We start from the raw sequence: 15623 nt of genomic DNA, 5'->3' as shown, positions 1-15623 counted from the left end.
GGTTATTCCTTGATCATGTGATGGGTGTGAGGGTTCCGGTGATTTGCATTCGGGTGCCTAGGAGGATGGATGCGAATCGCCAGGTGATGGTGTTGCTGCCGTCGGGGTTGGGGTTGAATTCTAGGTTGGAGCCGCTGGGCATGGGTTGGGTGATGTCGATGCCGGATTCTTCTTTGATGTGTTGGGCGGCGATGTTGACTAGGTTGGGGTCGTAATCGGACAGCCGGAAGGTAGGAGGTTTCGGGGCATTCGGATCGGCCGGGGTGTCAGATTCACTCTTTTCCTTGCACCAGAGTCTAGTGGGTGGTGCGAGGAAGTCGCCGTCGGCGTAGGTTGCGAGATGGGTTCCGAGGGTTGGTGTGCATGTTGTCCCGAAAATCGTGGCTGCCCGGGGTGCGTAGGTGCTTTGTTTGATGCCGTCAGTCTCGGGGCTGGTGGTGATTGTCCAGCTGGTGATGGTTCCGTTGTCGGGGAGGACTGCGGCGTGTGCAAGAGCTAGTGATAAGACATGCTCCGGATTGAATGGATTGGGAGAGTCGATCACCGGCTGCCCATCTGCCGTTGTACTATTTGGTATGTATTCTTCTCCTTGAGAGGTGAAGCAGCTGGCCTTGAGGACATGCTGTCCAGGCAAGGTGGCCTCATCATACACTATGGGGGTTCCGCATTCGTTGCTTTCCTTCAACTCTCGGTATCGGTTGATCAGATTCTGGGTGTCGAATGTTGATAACGGTAAGGAGCCACGTAATCTTCTATCTGGCTGATCTGTGATCGCGATGATTTCGAGTTCACCATTCTCAATTCCGAGATCTTGAGTTTTCCCTTGGTAGCTAGCGGTTACCACCAAGTAATCCACGTAGATCTTCATTTCGTATGCATGAGTGATTCCAGTCTTAGCAACGATAGTATCCAACTGCTTCTCTAACTGTATTCCAGGGCCAGGCTTTGACTGACTACAGCCAGTGGCTAGAAAAACGATAATGCTGATTATTGCGATGATTTGCTTTACCATATTCATGGTCTCCCTCGGTTTCGCTGGTTACTGTTAGCGATTGATCTACCAACCTTCTTTGATGCGTTGGTCCTTTGACTTGTTGTCCGAAGGAACATACTTCCACGTGGTTACAGGCACGTCGTTCTTGTAATTATGGCTGCCATTAAACAAGATCGCATGCGGGTTATGGAATAGAAATCGAGAGGAGGTCGATATAGAATAGTAGCATGCTGATTGGTGTGACGGGTGAAGAGCGGGACATTCTCCTGAGGTGGAAGAAGCGCAACGACTCGTTTGTCCTGGTGAGGCTGAAGGCCGCGGCCGTCCTTTAGGCTTCTCGTGGGGTCGACGTCAGCATCATCGCCGAGATGACCGACAGAAATGAAAGAACGGTTCGGGACTGGCTCTCGGCCTGGCGGTCGGCCAGGCTGGGCTCAGTGGTGACCGGGCACGCCAACAGCCAGAACGCCGCGAAGCTCACCCGCGTCCAGAAGGAGCAGCTCAAGGAGACCCTGAGCAGACCGCCATCACAGTCCGGGGTACAAGCGGACTTCTGGGACGTGCCGGCGTTGCGTGACGTCGTGGAGATCCTGTTTGACGTCGAGTACCAGTCGGACTCCACCTACCAGCTGCTGCTGAAGTTCTGCGGGATGAGCTTCAAGCTGCCCGACCCCTTCGACAAGCGCCGCGACGAAGCCGCGATCACCAAGCGGATGACCCAGATCCGACAGGAAGTCGCAGACCTGCTGACCCAGGGATGGGAGGTGTCCACCGTCGACGAGGTCCGCGTCGAACATGAGAGCGAAACCCGACGCACGTGGCTCCCCAAAGGAGAGAGGACCAAGCTCTACGTCGACCGTCGGCGCGCTCACCAGTCATTTTTCGGTGCGCTGAGCCTGACGGACAAAAAGATGAGGGTCTACCCCATCAAGGGCAACCAGAACGCTGAACAGACCTCCTTGGCCCTGACCCGCCTGGCCCGCGAAACAGCAAACGACAACGTCGCCGTCGTCCTTGACAACGCCAGATTTCACCACGCCAAAGCAGTGACCGACCTGTACGCGCCCGGACAAACACTAGAACGCATCACACCGATCTACATCCCACCCTACGCCCCAGACCACAACCCCACCGAACACGTCTGGAACACCGCTAAAGACCACATCGCGAACATCCAGCACGACACCCCCGAACAAACCTGGACCGCATTCACCAGCTACATCACCAGCCGCACCTTCGACTACGACTTTGAGCACCTGCCAACCCGCACCCACCCAAACGATCTTGTTTCATGACCGCCATACTTCTACGGCGGCACCGCCATCAAGGTGGTCTTCTACGACCGGGTCATCGTCCGCATCCCCGACCACGACCCGCGGTACTTCACTCCGGCCCGCACCCCGGTCGAGGCGGCCGGGGGAGAAGGGGGTGGGCCCGCCGTCGTCGCCGCGCACCGCGGGGCCCGTCAGCCGGCGCTCGCGCTCCAGGCGCGGAGCTCCTCCTCGACCACGGACCTCGCCCACTGCTGGCTCGTCCCCGGCTCCTCCTGGACGAGGTGGAAGGCCAGTCCGTCGACGACGACGTGGAGCCTGCGGGCGCGTTCATCGAGCCGCTCCTCGTCCGCGTCGGGGCGGATGCGGGCGAGAAGACGCCGGCAGAGGCGGTAGAGCTCGTCCCGGGTGCGGTCCCGGATCCGCAGGAGCTCCCGATCCGCCCCCGCCTCCGCGATGAGCGCGACATTGATCTCCATTTCGGCGCGGCTCACCGAGTTCGTGGGGACTAGGTGGAGCAGGACCTCGGTCGCGTAGGCCAGGGCGCTCTGATTGGTTGGCACCGCCCGGACGCGCCGGGTGACATTGTCGATCATCAGCTCGGCCGCGGAGGTGAGCAGGGCGCTGCGGGTCGGGAAGACGTGCCGGAGCGACCCCACCGACACATCCGCGGCGGCGGCGACCGTGCGGAGGGACACCGCCGAGACGCCGTGGTGGTGAATCACGGACCACAGCGCCTCGACGAGTTCGGCTTTGCGGGCGGCGCGGTCGATTCTGCGGGGCATGATCGTATGGTAGCACGATCGTGCTACCATACGATCATGAATGATGGTCCGGATGCGGCCGCCCCGACCCGGCGGGGGGCGCTCGCGAGGGCGCTCATCGGCTGGGCGGTGCTGACCCTAGGGGTCCAGTTCTCAATAACGATCGCACAGCTCATAAGGGCCCGGGTCGCGGCTGGTCCAGCCTTCGTCCCCGTACTCCAGGCTGTCCTGACCCCGATGATCGTCGTCCCCGCCATTGTGATCCTCCGGCGGCGGCTCGATCGCAGGCCCCTTCGGGGAGCCGGGGGAATCGGCCTGGCCCGTCGCTGGCCGGCCGCGGCCGGAACGGGTGCGGCCGTTGGTCTCGGCGCTGGGGCGCTGGTGTGGGCCCCAGCGTTCTGGGCCGGCTGGATCCGCCTCGATCACTTCGATCCGACGGCGCTCATCACCTTCCTCGCGGTCAACACCATCGTCCTGCTGCTGTACGAGGCGCTGCCCGAGGAACTGGCGCTGCGCGGCTACGGATGGTCCACGATGCGCGAGGCGTGGTCCCCGCTCGCGGCCACCGCGACCATCACGGTGCTCTTCTGCTTCAACATGGTCCCGGGGAACCTCATCCGGGCGGCGGTCTCGGTCCTCCTCCCCGGCGTCGAGATGACGGGCTTCCCTCTGGCGCCGAGCGGAGCCGATCCCATCGTCTACCTGACGCAGATGCTCATCTTCGGTCTCGCCCTCATCGCGGCCCGACGCCTCCCGCTTCCGGGTGCGCTCACCGCTGCGATCGCCTTCCACGTCACCGTCCTGACCATCAACCGTGTGCTTCTGGGCGGCCTGAGGTGGATCGACTCCGGGGTCAGGACCGGGCTCGCCGCCCCGGAGGTCGCCGCCCTCACCCTCGTGTACCCCGTGGTCGGCGGCGTGCTCTTCATCCTCATCCGACGGTGGTTGGAGCGTCGCACTGAGATCCGCGCCGGGGCCAGTGGCCCGACGGAGCGATAACGCCCGCGCCGCGAGCGCGCCCACGCCCCGCCGATCGCCCGCGCTCGCGGCCATCGGACGCCCCCGTCCGTACCGGCAGCCGCGGTCCCTGACCCGCCAGCACCTAGAACTCCGCTGGGTGAACTCAACGACCCACCATGCAAGGTTCCACCACTAGCTAGGGGCCCGGCCCCGGTTCTGTGCGCTGGTCGAGGATGTGGAGTAGTGCACCGTCTGGGGAGAAGACAGCTGCTCCGGTTTGGTAGGAGGGATCGGCTAGGGGGATTTCCTCGGTGCCCGTATTGGGTCGGTGTAGCACGAGTACGGGGCCGTCAACCGCAGCCACCAGGCCATTGCCTGCTGTCGTAATCGCGCACGGTGGATCGCTGGCGGGTATCACTTGATCGGTGTGGCGGGCGATGATGCCACACTGATTGCTGGCCGAATCCATGCCCGTGGCATCGTCCATGTGCAGGGTCAGTACCAGCCACTGCGCAGCCGGTTGGCTTGTTTTGCAAGCATTGCCCAGTCTGGCGCAGCAGGCTCGGTGGTGGGCTGTTGCCCACCGTTGCGGCGTATCCCAAATTCGATGACATCTTTGTCGTGTCGTTCAAGTGCTTGGTTGAGGGCATCACGAATCGCCCAGCCACAAAGCTGTGAGTCTTGCAGCATGTCAAATGGCACGTCGAGCCTCACCACTGCGGAGCGTATCACTGAGACATGTACGGCTCCGCTTTTATCTCGGCCATCGGCGCGTTCAGGGAACCACGTTCTTGATTCCGGGATCACGTCCGTGGCTTCGTCGAGGATTTGCTGGGCGAATGCCATTGCCGCTTCGCGATCTGGGTCAGCCGGTGCGGCGTAACGTGTGCGCAAGCTCTCCAGAACATCGGCATTGTGTTGGGCAAGACAGTTGGTGAGCGCCGAACGAAGAATAGAAAGAAACTCCTCATCATGCTCATGATCCGCTTCCCAGCTGAACTGGACGGTCTCGAAACGACCGTCGCACATTTCCAACAGGATCCACGGTTCGCTTGATTCGAATTGAGTATGCACGGATTCGGTCATGTCACACCAACTCGAACCAGCACTGATTGCCAAAATCGAACCCATGCAGATCATCGTCCGCAGCAATGTGTGTGTCGAAAATTCTACCGTCCTGTTCGATTCTCTCCTGCGAAACAGGTTTCATTCCTCGCTCGCGCAGCAATGCGTACTCGTCGATGATTCGCAGGACTCGCCAAGGCCATGATCGTGTCCCCTTCCCAGAGGATTGGATCGCTGCCACAGCTAAGTCTGCCCACGTTCTGTGGATATCCGACCGTTCATGGTCATTGAGTTGTGCGTATGCATAACCGAGCATGCTGTGTGCTTCTGGGCAGAAGAACACTCCCGGCATCAGATCCTCGATGAGATCAATCACCTCATCATAGCGTTCGTCGCGAAGCAGGTCGGTAGCCCGAGGGTACAAGGTGCTCGCTCGGTGAAATAGGGATCGGCCTTGATCTGTTGATGCAGCGCAGCCAACGCCTCAGCTGAGCCAGTTTCCTGATATTCCCAGAAAGCGGTCGGTACAATCACCTCATCCCTCCTACCAGAACCGTTCGGCGGCAGCTGTGGCGTCGGCTTCGGTTGCCTCATAATCTGAACCGGTACCTATCATTCGTGAAGCGATGTCGGTCAGGGCTTCGAAGCCATTGGCGATCAAGTGATGCCACTGGTCATAGCATCGTTTATCGCCAGCCGCCATCGCTGCTTCGATGGGAGATTTTGATTCGGGGGTGAACCTTTCGGCGATGATGACCTTGTGTGCGCCTCGATAAAATTCGTCGGCTGCGGTATTGAGCTTGTCGCCTTCGGCCTTCCAGACGGAAGGGGTGAATGCGACCATGAGCAACTCCTGGGGATCAAAGGTGGGTTACAGCGGTGTTGGGTTTCGGTATGTGGTGATGGTGTGGCCGGTTGCCACGTCGACTGTGCGTAGGCCGGTCCGCTGGTCGAGGATGTGGAGTAGTGCACTGTCTGGGGAGAAGACAGCTGCTCCGGTTTGGTAGGAGGGATCAGCCAAGGGGATTTCCTCAGCGCTCGTGTCGGGTCGGTGTACCACGAGTACGGGGCCGTCAACTGCAGCCACCAAGTCGGTGCCTGCTGCTGTGACCGCTCTTGGCGGATCACTGGTGGGTATCAGCTGATGATGGCCCGTGACGGTATTCCAGATCATCATGCCGACGTCATCGGCGGAAATCCCGAGCAGCAAGCCGTCGCCCATGGTCTGCCAGCCGTTGGTGGTGGGCGGTCCCGCATGGGTATGAAGGGATTGGAGGGTGTGAGCATCGAAGATTTCTACCCCACCGGAATGGGAGACCAGCAGGGTGTCGGACTGCCAGCCTGGACCCAATGTCCGGTTCCCCGCGGGCGTGATGACCTTCGTTTGGACGGTCTGGGTCGCTTCGCTCACTCTCCAGCTACGTAGAGTGTCATCGGCCCCTAGACTCACCAGTTGGTTATCGCTCACCCAGCACAACCCTTGGATTCCGTCCGGGCTGGTGCCGGATCGCCCATCGCTCGTGTGGCCAGTCAACTCGGCGACTGCGCAACCGTCTCGATGTGCCACCAATGTGGCGTCGCATCGTGGGTTGACGGTCCATGCTCCGCGATGGGCGTACAGCCAGCTGTCCGATCGTTTCGGTGCCAGCAGGCGCATTGGTTCGCCAGTGGCAATATCCCATTCGATGACTGCATCAATGTAGTAGGAGGTCAACGTGGTGGCGGTCATACCCAGTGGGCCATGATGGTCCAAGGGAGAGACGGAAGACTCCTGGTTACCGCTTGGTGCAGCTTCGCAGAAGCGACCGCCCCGAATGAAGTTATGCTGGCCGAGGTCCACGCACTGCGGTGCAACACGTGGAGAAGGACGGGTTCTATGGCCGGGCTGGGCTCCACACGCCGTCAATAACTCACCTGAGACCCCGAGGGCTGCTGCCCCCAGAACTACGCGACGTCCGTATCTGCGAATCATCGCAGATACCTCTGGAAGTCCTCGTAGTTCATAGTATTTACGAACTCACGCCCAGCTCGGCGGCCACCGACCTCGACCGGTCGTGGTGGGTAGTAGTCCATGTACTCAGGGCCGCCCCGCTTACGAACATGGTCTTGATTCAATTCTCTCCAGCGTTCTGCTTCGACCCTGGACATGCCTGCTCGTTCGTCCTGCCACGGCCACCGGAGGCCCATCCCTTCGTACTGGCCGCGGTGTTCCATCTCATGGGCGACAGTATTGATCGCGTTTGGATCGTTGAGCCCGTCTGAATTCATTCGCAATTCTTTAAAAGGTAAACGGCGGTATTCGCCCAATGGGGTGTAATTCCCTCTGCGGGCGATGGGTTCGAACGTGAGTTCAATCCGCGGGTATCCGTTGTTGTCGGCAAAGTCATCGGCCATTTTCTGGAGGATCTTTTTCCTCTCTTCATCGCTCAATTGACGCCACTTTTCGGCAATCGCCGAATCAAGTTTGCCGTCTATGTTTTCTTCGGGAATAAGTGTTGTTCCGGGAAGAGCGAGATCTGCGAATGCTGCGCCGATCTTATTGACGGCATTCTTTTCTATCCGGAGTAACTGGTCCCGTGTTTCTTTGATTAGTAAGGCAGCTTCGACTAGTTTGGCTGTTAATATCAGATCACGGTATATCGAATAATTTTCTTCAGCTATAATGGTCATGACGTTCTGCGCAGAACTCGCTTCCATGGCTGCAATCTTGTAGGCACCGGCGGTATGTTGAGCTGCATCGGCTAGTCGAGCGAAATGATTGGCGAGGTTGCCTGTGGTAAACTCAAACATTCCCACTCCGGGCCGTCGTTGTGTGCAGCTACAATTGAGATCGCACTATCGGTGGCTCCGAATTTAGCGCCAGCGGCTGAGGCCAACGTGGCATAGTCGTCGCCACGCGAAATCATCCCTGTCACGTCAAATTCTGGTTTGACCACACCGCAGATCAAAAACATCATCGCCAATCATCCTCATGCTCTTCAGTTGTTTTCAGGTACGGCGACAATTCTACAGCGTGCTCGGTCAACGACACCTACGCGTGACCAAATTGTAGTACGGCCTAAGGCCAGGCCTTTTAACAGGGTCAGTCGTCGAACGCCCAATTCGGTAGGTCGTTCAGATCACGACGCCAAGAGCCGGTGCGGCCACCGGATTTGGCCACCACCATGAGGTCGCGCATCGCTGCTGAACGATCGATCGATTTGAGCATGTCAACCAGGGTCAGGCCCGCCACGGTCACCGCAGTTAGCGCCTCCATTTCTGGGCCGATCAGGTCATTCGCCCGTACCGAGGCCTGCATGAGGATACCTTCGTCGGTGATCTCCAATTCGACATCTGCCCCGTGGATATTTACGACGTGCGCCAAGGGGATCAACTCCGAGGTCTTCTTCACCCCGCAGATGCCTGCCACCCGGGCGGTCGCCAGCATCTCCGTCGTGTCGACCTCCCCGTTGCGCAGCCGCGCCACTGTGTGGGGAGGAACGCTCACCAGACCGATCGCGGTGGCCTCGCGGGTCGTCACCCGCTTGTCGGCCACGTCGACCATGTGAACAGTTCCGTCTTCTCGCAGGTGAGCCACATTCATGGTCCTATCGTTTCACGTCACTGTCACTGTTCCACCGGCTGGGTCGGTGGGTCGCGCAGCCCGCGACGCGGATAGATTTATCGGGACACGACATCCACACGAATGTGCAGGTCAACCGCATGCCCCACTCCTCTACTGAATCATCCACCGGGCCAGCGCCCACTCCGGCGAGTGCCTGCGAGCCCGCCACGAGTGGCGAAGGACTGCGCCGCTCGCTGATGAGCCGCCACCTGACGATGATCTCCATCGGCGGGGCCATCGGCACCGGGCTGTTTGTCGCCTCTGGTTCCACCGTCTCCCAGGCAGGTCCGGGCGGTGCCCTGGTCGCCTATGCCGTCATTGGCATGATGGTGTGGCTCATCATGCAATCACTTGGGGAGATGGCGGCCTTCCTGCCGGTCGCGGGATCCTTCGGTGAATACGGCAGCCGTTTCGTCTCCCCATCCTTCGGTTTCGCGATTGGCTGGAACTATTGGTTCAACTGGGCGATCACCGTGGCCGCTGAACTCGTCGCAGCCGCGCTGGTAATGAAGTATTGGTTCCCCGAGGTGCCCTCCATCGTGTGGTCCGGGCTGTTCTTACTGCTGTTGTTCGGCATCAACGCCTTGTCGGCTCGCGCCTACGGGGAGAGCGAGTTCTGGTTCGCGGCGATCAAGGTCGTCGCAGTCGTCGTCTTCCTGGTGCTGGGTCTGGCAATGATCGCCGGGATCATCGGGGAGTCCCCGGGCACCAGCAACTGGACGGTGGGGGAAGCCCCGTTCGTCGGCGGGGGAGAGGGCATCCTGCTCGTCCTGCTCGTCGCTGGGTATTCCTTCCAAGGAACCGAACTCATCGGCACCGCTGCCGGTGAGGCCGATAACCCCGGAACGACCATCCCGAAGGCCATCCGCACCATCTTCTGGCGCATCCTGCTGTTCTACATCGGGGCCATCGCCGTGATCGGTTTCCTGCTGCCCTACACCGACCCGAACCTACTGAATTCATCGGAATCGAATGTCTCGGTCAGCCCCTTCACCCTAGTCTTCGACCATGCCGGGGTGCTGGGCGCGGCGAGCGTGATGAATGCCGTCATCCTCACCTCGGTGTTATCGGCCGGAACCTCCGGGCTGTATTCCTCCACCCGGATGCTGTTCGCCTTGGCGCAGCGTGGGCACGCACCGCGGTTCCTCACACGGTTATCGCGTCACCGGATACCGATGAATGCCCTACTGGCCACCACTTTGGTTGGGTTGGCCGGTTTCCTCACCTCGCTGATCGGCGACGGGCGTGCATACCAACTGCTGCTGACCATCTCGGCCCTGGCCGGATTCATCACCTGGGCAGGTATCTCCTGGTGTCATTGGAAGTTCCGTAGGGCATTGCGCGCCCAGGGCCACGACCTGGCCGCTCTGCCCTACCGGGCCCGTTTCTTCCCGGCTGGGGCCGTCGTCGCGTTGGTGGCTTGTATCGCGATCATCATCGGTCAGGCCTATGGGCCGGTTACTACCGGCACCAAGGTGGGTGACATTGTCATGTCCTATCTGGGTGTCCCGGTCTTCTTCGCCCTGTGGTGGGGCCACAAACTGGTCACCAGGGCTCCTGCGGTGCGCCCCGAGGAGGCTGACCTCGGTACCGAATGAATTCGCTCGTCTTGGCCCTGTAAGCGCGCTATTCCCGTGTCAGTCAGCAGAAAGATGTTCTCGCACGCCAAGAACTTTCCTGTAAGCGCGTGCCGCTCCTATGTCAGCCGACAGGCCACGAGAGAGCTCGGCCCTGACCGTGTGAAGGTGTCCCCCATGGGGGACTGTGGGAGGGCAGGTGGTGGAGGTTGGCTTGGTGGTGACGAAAGGAGTCACCATGACCACCGAAGTGATCAGGACCGAGAACCTGACGAAGCGCTACGGCGAGCGCAATGTCGTCGACAGCCTCAACCTGAGCGTGCCGCAGGGTGTGGTGTATGGCTTCATGGGCCTCAATGGGGCTGGGAAGTCGACCACCATGAAGATGCTGCTCGGGCTCACCACCCCCACCGAAGGCCACATCGAGGTCTTCGGCCAGCCCCTCGACAAGAACCTGCCCAGCATTCTGGGACGCACCGGCTCACTCATCGAGGGTCCCTCCTACTACCCGAACCTGACCGGTGCCGAGAATCTATCCATCTTGCAGCGATTGCTGAACCTGTCTGCTCAGCGAATCGATGAGACTCTGGAGATCGTCGGCCTGAGTGGTGCCCGGGACAAGCTGGCCAAGTCGTATTCGCTGGGCATGAAACAGCGTCTCGGCATCGCCATGGCGCTGCTGGCCAACCCGCAGTTGCTCATCCTCGACGAGCCGACTAACGGTCTCGACCCGGCCGGTATCCATGAGATCCGTGAATTGCTGGTCGCCCTCGCCCACCACGACGGGGTCACCGTGCTGGTCTCCACCCACCTGCTTGCCGAGATCGATCTGATGGCCGATCAGGTCGGTATCATCCACGAGGGACTTCTGCGCTACCAAGGCCCCCTGACCGGTTTGCGGGACAACGGGCATCTCGTATTGCGCACCTCCGACAACCAGCGCATCCGCGAGTCGCTGCGGCGCTGGGGATGCCCGGTTGCCGATAGCCCGTCTACCTCGTCGGATCTCCCGGTGGAAGTGCCGGGCAATGTGACGGACCTGAATCGCGCCCACATCGTCCGCTACGTGCTCTCCGAGGGCGCCGACGTTTACGAGATCTCCCACCACCGCCGCAGCCTGGAGGATGTCTTCCTCGACCTCACCGAGGGGCTTTCCTCAATTCCAGAAAGGGCAGCAGCATGACCGGTATTCCTCTGGAAATCGCCAAGATCAAGCGTCGTCGGGTGCTGCCCATTACCTTGGCCGTTACTTTGAGTGGCGTCGCCTGGACGGCCATGGCCATCGGCAAAATGGCCGCCAAGGGAAAGATAACCGTGGACGCGGTCACGGTGCTGAATCAATACAATTCCGTATTGCCTATGGTGGCGCCGCTGATGGTTGCGGTGCTCATCGTGCGGGTGGCCGGTGCTGAGCAGGAGAATGACATGCTTACCCGGCTTGTCGCGGCAGGCGCATCCCGGACCAGTCTGTGGATCAATAAGCTCCTGCTCATCGCGGGCTTTTTGGTCATCATCCACACCATTGGTTTCGCCGGAGCGATCGGCTTCGGGCTGGGATCGGGTGCCACATTCGATGCCGGGCTCACCGCCCAATGCTTGGTTCTCGCCCTTGTCACTTCCGTGGAGCTTGCCGCACCACTGTTGGTGATCGCGCTGCGCGGTAACCGGCAGCCTGTCGTCATCGCCATTGGCCTGGCATTGACCGTTGCCGGTGCCCTGTTGAGCCTGGCTCCGGTCTGGCTGCAGATGGTGTTGCCCAGCACCCAGATCTACGCGGCTAACCCGACCAAGGCAGTTTTCGATGCCGCCAACTATGTCAGCGGCTACGCCCTTAACCCTGAAGGGGCTGCACTGATTCCCCTCGTCGCACTGATTGCCGCGGCTGTCGTCGCGGCGTCCGCCATCGTCCATCGCATGTGGAAGGTAGAAGCATGACCGCCATTGCACCATCCGTCGTCACCGAGATCACCAAACAACGTAGGGGTTCGCTCTGGTTCCCTGTCGCATCCTTCCTATTCGGAGGCATCATGGTAGCCAGTGGCCTGTACAGCTACCATAAGTACACCGACGTCTGGCAGCAGCAGTCAATGACTTGGTCGGCGGTCTGGGCCAATGCTGCGATGCTTTACGGTGGGCTCCTGCTGCCAATCCTGCTCGGCATATACGCAGCATGGTCGATGAGAATGGAGCATTCCACCGGTAGCATCGCCCGGCTGCGGGCGCTCGGCTTGGGTTCCTCGCTGATCCTCGGCAAGGTGGCAGGCGCACTGGCTGCCAACCTGATCTCCTGCCTGCTGCTGGGAGCAACCGTCACCGCTGTTGGTTTGGTCACTGGTTTCAGTATTGATGCCGAGTACCTGCGAGTCCTGGCCTATCTCGGGCTGGGGTTGCTGGGCGGCTGGTCGGCCTCGTGTATCTTCTTGGTGCTGGCTTGCGTCATCCGTTCCTTCGCGGTGGTGTGCGGGGTCTCGGTACTGTGTGCGATCAGCGGTTTCGGGATCATGTTCGTCGCCCCTGGGAAGCAATGGCTGTGGCCGTTCAGTCAGATCTCGCTAGGTATGCATGGCCGTGACCCGATCAGCCTGGAACTGATGCCCACCATTGGATTCATGGTCGTCAACGCTGTCATCATCGTCGTGGCAGCAACGCTGGCAACTCGGGTGCTCGGGAAACGGGAGGGCTGAACGATGGGGCCGACCACGCGGGCGCAATCGACTTTGCTCGACAAGGTGCTGGCTCTGCTGCACCGTCACCCCTTGCGGGTGAACGCACTGTGGGCTGTCGGCTCTCTGATGCTCTCCGCGGCGGTGTGCTTCCAGAAGCTATTTGGGATGCAGTCCATCACCCTGCTCCAGGCCGCTTTCACCTTGATGTGCGCCATCATTAGCTGTGCCGCCATCATGATCCGGCACCGCAGGGGGTTCCCAGCGCTGGCTACGACCATCATCTGTGCTGCGGTCTCCGCCGTTCTTGGCGACGGACGAGCCGGTGTCGAGACGATATGGATCGTCACATGGACCATCATCATCCGGGACACTCCACGCCGGGCCGCATTCGGTGCGCTTACCGGATTTGCCGGTTCGTTCCTCGTGGGCACCCTTTTGGTGCAGCACCAGAAGGTCGGCTGGTTCCAGGGAATCCTCCTGTGGCTCGGGCCGTTGCTGATCATCGACATGGTCGCGGTCTTGGTGCGAGCGCGCTCCACCACGATTGTTGAACGGCAGCGGCTGGCCGAACAGCAGGCCGAGGTGCGTGCAGTCGCTGAGCGGTTGCGTATTGCTGCTGATATGCACGACATCATTGGCCATGGGCTCACCAGCATCATCAATCTCACAGATGTCGCAATGCTGGCTTTGGAGCATGACGACATCGTGACCGTCACCGAATCTGTGGAGCGGGCGAATGAGCTGGCCAGGAACACCTTGATGGATAGCAGGGCGGTCATCTCCCGGCTGCGTGGTGATTGCGTGCAGCCGACCTTGCGCCCCCAACCCGGCCTCGGTCAACTCGCCGAGATCGTTGAACCGGCCGAGCGGGCCGGAGTTACGGTCCGCTTGGAGGAGACCGGGCAGCGCCCTGGTGGCCTGCTGGAGGTCGACGCTTACCGGATCATCCAGGAATCGGTCACCAATGTGCTGCGGCATGGGGTGGACGTCAGCCGGATCACCATCGTTGTGCGTCATGACCCCATGGGCACCAGGATCGTGGTGAGTGATGATGGGGCGGGCACCGATGCCGGCCCGCGGCAGGGCAGTGGATTGTCCGGCATGACCGAGCGCGCCCGGGCTCACGGCGGAACCCTGACAGCCGGGCCTACCGGCCATGGTTGGCGGGTAGATGCTGACCTACGGAAGGCGGAATCATGATCCGCGTGATGATCGTCGACGATATTGCAGACACCCGCACCTCACTTGCCCGGATACTCGGTTACAGCGACGATATTGAGGTCGTCGCCCAGGCAGCCGACGGGCTGGCCGCACTCGCCGACCAGCAGACCGTGCAGGCTGAGGTCATCGTCATGGATGTGCGGATGCCCCGCATGGATGGCATTGAGGCCACCCGGCGGCTGCTGGCGACCGATTCAAAGGTGAAGGTGCTTGTGTTAACCACCTTCGACCTTGACGAATATGCTTTCGCGGCCTTGGAGGCTGGGGCCTCGGGATTCCTGCTCAAAGACACCCGTCCCGCTCAACTCACCGATGCGGTTCGGTCGGTGGCCCGCGGGGATGCCGTGCTCACGCCACGTATCACCCGTCAATTGCTGGCGCGCAGTCCTTTGCGGAAAGTGGACGAGCAGCAGGCCCGCGAGCGGCGCGAGGCCGCCGAGAAACTAGCTGTACTCACCGAGCGAGAGCGCGAGGTCGTCGACTTGATCGCCGACGGCCTGACCAATGCCGAGATCGCCGAGAAGCTGGTGCTGTCCACCGAGACCACTAAGACCTACGTCAAGCGATTGCTTACCAAGCTTGGACTGCGTGATCGTATTCAGATTGTTCTGCTTGTCCATGCCGCTGAGGGCCGGGCTGGGTGAGGGTGAGGGTTTTTGGTCGGTGGTTGTGGGTTTATCCGATGACGATGGCTTGGAATTCTGCGATCTCGATGGTGGTTGTTGAGGTGGAGGTGAGGGGGAGGGTGCCGGTTTGTCCCATGGCTGTCCAGGTGACTGTCCAGGCGGATGTGGTGGTGACGGTGTAGGTGGCGGGTTGTGTCCAGGTGTGGCCGCACCAGGGGGATTGGGTGCCCATTTTGGTGGTGCGGGGCATGGGGCCCCATCGGGTGCAGGTGGAGGTGGTGGCGTCTCCCCAGTCGATGTGGATTTCTGATTGGGTGGCGGCCATGTCGATGGTGATTCCGCTGGCTGTTGTGGTGGTAGTGATGGGGTTAGTGGTAGGAAAGTCGACCCAGATGGGTAGTGCGATGGCCCAGGCGTTCCATTCGTTGTTGGCTGGGTCGGGTGACCATGTCAGCTGTGGGGTGGGGATCGATAGTTGGGCGAGGGCGGAGGCTGCTGCTGTGTGGGGTGAAGGCCCTGTTGTGGGTGGGGTGGGTGTGTCGGTAGTTGGGGTGGTGAGAGTGGTGGGTTCGTAGCAGACGGTGATGGATTTTTGGTCGTTGGAGAAGTCGATTTCTCCTGCATGCACGAGTCGGCAGATCTGGGTGGGTACTGCCGGAGCGTTCTCGCCGACCGGCCCATCAGGATAACTAACGTATTCCCCGTTAGCGGCAGGCACCACCCCACCACCAGTAGAACCACCAACCGACGCACCCACCCGAGCAGAACCATTTGATGATGAAACAGTGATATCGCCCCCATTTCCACCCCTGCCACCTGACCAGTCGGGGTTGGCCTTCGCGTCGAGGGTCATTGCAAAAGGAAGAACAGCACTA

The 15623-nt window shown here is 60.7% G+C and carries 18 protein-coding genes and 1 pseudogene; 8 read left to right on the top strand and 11 right to left on the bottom strand.

Annotated elements, in window-relative coordinates; genetic code table 11:
* Nucleotides 1-13: 13 nt before the first annotated feature.
* A complete protein-coding gene (locus HMPREF1531_RS03895) occupies nt 14-1018 on the bottom strand; it encodes a hypothetical protein (protein ID WP_016668603.1) in 1005 nt (334 codons plus the stop codon).
* Nucleotides 1019-1344: 326 nt separating this feature from the next.
* Here HMPREF1531_RS03895 and HMPREF1531_RS13195 point away from each other — a divergent pair.
* Nucleotides 1345-2289, top strand: a pseudogene (locus HMPREF1531_RS13195) (IS630 family transposase); the annotation flags it as partial.
* Between the two features lie 170 nt (nt 2290-2459).
* Here HMPREF1531_RS13195 and HMPREF1531_RS03885 read toward each other — a convergent pair.
* Nucleotides 2460-3050, bottom strand: coding sequence for a TetR/AcrR family transcriptional regulator (locus HMPREF1531_RS03885; RefSeq protein WP_016668600.1), 591 nt, complete (start codon nt 3048-3050; stop codon nt 2460-2462).
* A gap of 36 nt (nt 3051-3086) precedes the next feature.
* On the opposite strand from HMPREF1531_RS03885, the gene HMPREF1531_RS03880 reads away from it, so the two are divergent.
* The gene (locus HMPREF1531_RS03880; protein WP_016668599.1) at nt 3087-4028 is read left to right on the top strand and encodes a hypothetical protein; all 942 of its coding nucleotides are present in this window, start codon (nt 3087-3089) and stop codon (nt 4026-4028) included.
* Nucleotides 4029-4185: 157 nt separating this feature from the next.
* On the opposite strand, the gene HMPREF1531_RS03875 is transcribed toward HMPREF1531_RS03880, so the two are convergent.
* From HMPREF1531_RS03875 to moaC, 8 genes are all read right to left on the bottom strand, one after another.
* Entirely contained in the window at nt 4186-4476 is a 291-nt protein-coding gene (locus HMPREF1531_RS03875) for a hypothetical protein (RefSeq protein ID WP_016668598.1), read from the bottom strand.
* Between the two features lie 8 nt (nt 4477-4484).
* Nucleotides 4485-5075, bottom strand: a complete 591-nt coding sequence (locus HMPREF1531_RS03870) for a hypothetical protein (protein ID WP_016668597.1) — start codon at nt 5073-5075, stop codon at nt 4485-4487.
* Between the two features lies 1 nt (nt 5076).
* The gene (locus HMPREF1531_RS03865; RefSeq protein WP_084669262.1) at nt 5077-5478 is read right to left on the bottom strand and encodes a DUF4919 domain-containing protein; all 402 of its coding nucleotides are present in this window, start codon (nt 5476-5478) and stop codon (nt 5077-5079) included.
* Nucleotides 5479-5598: 120 nt separating this feature from the next.
* Nucleotides 5599-5898, bottom strand: a complete 300-nt coding sequence (locus HMPREF1531_RS03860) for a hypothetical protein (protein ID WP_016668594.1) — start codon at nt 5896-5898, stop codon at nt 5599-5601.
* Nucleotides 5899-5925: 27 nt separating this feature from the next.
* The gene (locus HMPREF1531_RS03855; RefSeq protein WP_036897155.1) at nt 5926-6783 is read right to left on the bottom strand and encodes a WD40 repeat domain-containing protein; all 858 of its coding nucleotides are present in this window, start codon (nt 6781-6783) and stop codon (nt 5926-5928) included.
* 239 nt (nt 6784-7022) lie between these two features.
* The gene (locus HMPREF1531_RS03850; protein WP_016668592.1) at nt 7023-7844 is read right to left on the bottom strand and encodes a hypothetical protein; all 822 of its coding nucleotides are present in this window, start codon (nt 7842-7844) and stop codon (nt 7023-7025) included.
* On the bottom strand, nt 7796-8011 hold the full coding sequence (locus tag HMPREF1531_RS13840) for a hypothetical protein (protein WP_016668591.1): 216 nt from the start codon (nt 8009-8011) through the stop codon (nt 7796-7798). Before HMPREF1531_RS13840 ends, HMPREF1531_RS03850 begins: the two co-directional genes overlap by 49 nt.
* Before the next feature lie 125 nt (nt 8012-8136).
* Nucleotides 8137-8637 (bottom strand): cyclic pyranopterin monophosphate synthase, encoded by a 501-nt coding sequence (gene moaC / locus HMPREF1531_RS03845; RefSeq protein ID WP_036897152.1) that lies wholly within the window; start codon nt 8635-8637, stop codon nt 8137-8139.
* 218 nt (nt 8638-8855) lie between these two features.
* Here moaC and HMPREF1531_RS03840 point away from each other — a divergent pair, with 218 nt between their 5' ends.
* The 6 genes from HMPREF1531_RS03840 (at nt 8856) to HMPREF1531_RS03815 (ending at nt 14766) form a co-directional block, all read left to right on the top strand.
* Nucleotides 8856-10256: an amino acid permease gene (locus tag HMPREF1531_RS03840; protein ID WP_051123323.1), complete on the top strand. Its 1401-nt coding sequence runs from the start codon at nt 8856-8858 to the stop codon at nt 10254-10256.
* Nucleotides 10257-10473: 217 nt separating this feature from the next.
* Entirely contained in the window at nt 10474-11418 is a 945-nt protein-coding gene (locus HMPREF1531_RS03835; protein ID WP_051123397.1) for an ABC transporter ATP-binding protein, read from the top strand.
* Entirely contained in the window at nt 11415-12170 is a 756-nt protein-coding gene (locus tag HMPREF1531_RS03830; protein WP_016668587.1) for an ABC transporter permease, read from the top strand. The genes HMPREF1531_RS03835 and HMPREF1531_RS03830 overlap by 4 nt, the downstream gene beginning before the upstream one ends.
* Nucleotides 12167-12919 carry an ABC transporter permease gene (locus tag HMPREF1531_RS03825; protein WP_016668586.1) on the top strand — a complete coding sequence of 251 codons (753 nt, stop codon included), beginning with the start codon at nt 12167-12169 and terminating at the stop codon, nt 12917-12919. Before HMPREF1531_RS03830 ends, HMPREF1531_RS03825 begins: the two co-directional genes overlap by 4 nt.
* Nucleotides 12920-12922: 3 nt before the next feature.
* Entirely contained in the window at nt 12923-14101 is a 1179-nt protein-coding gene (locus HMPREF1531_RS03820; RefSeq protein ID WP_016668585.1) for a sensor histidine kinase, read from the top strand.
* The gene (locus tag HMPREF1531_RS03815) at nt 14098-14766 is read left to right on the top strand and encodes a response regulator (RefSeq protein ID WP_016668584.1); all 669 of its coding nucleotides are present in this window, start codon (nt 14098-14100) and stop codon (nt 14764-14766) included. The genes HMPREF1531_RS03820 and HMPREF1531_RS03815 overlap by 4 nt, the downstream gene beginning before the upstream one ends.
* Before the next feature lie 31 nt (nt 14767-14797).
* On the opposite strand, the gene HMPREF1531_RS14275 is transcribed toward HMPREF1531_RS03815, so the two are convergent.
* Entirely contained in the window at nt 14798-15601 is an 804-nt protein-coding gene (locus tag HMPREF1531_RS14275) for a hypothetical protein (protein ID WP_051123322.1), read from the bottom strand.
* Between the last annotated feature and the right edge of the window lie 22 nt (nt 15602-15623).

Source organism: Propionibacterium sp. oral taxon 192 str. F0372, from assembly GCF_000413315.1.
Lineage (GTDB): Bacteria > Actinomycetota > Actinomycetes > Propionibacteriales > Propionibacteriaceae > Brooklawnia.
Note: the sequence above shows the minus strand (reverse complement) of the source record. Positions and strands in the feature narration are given on the sequence as shown.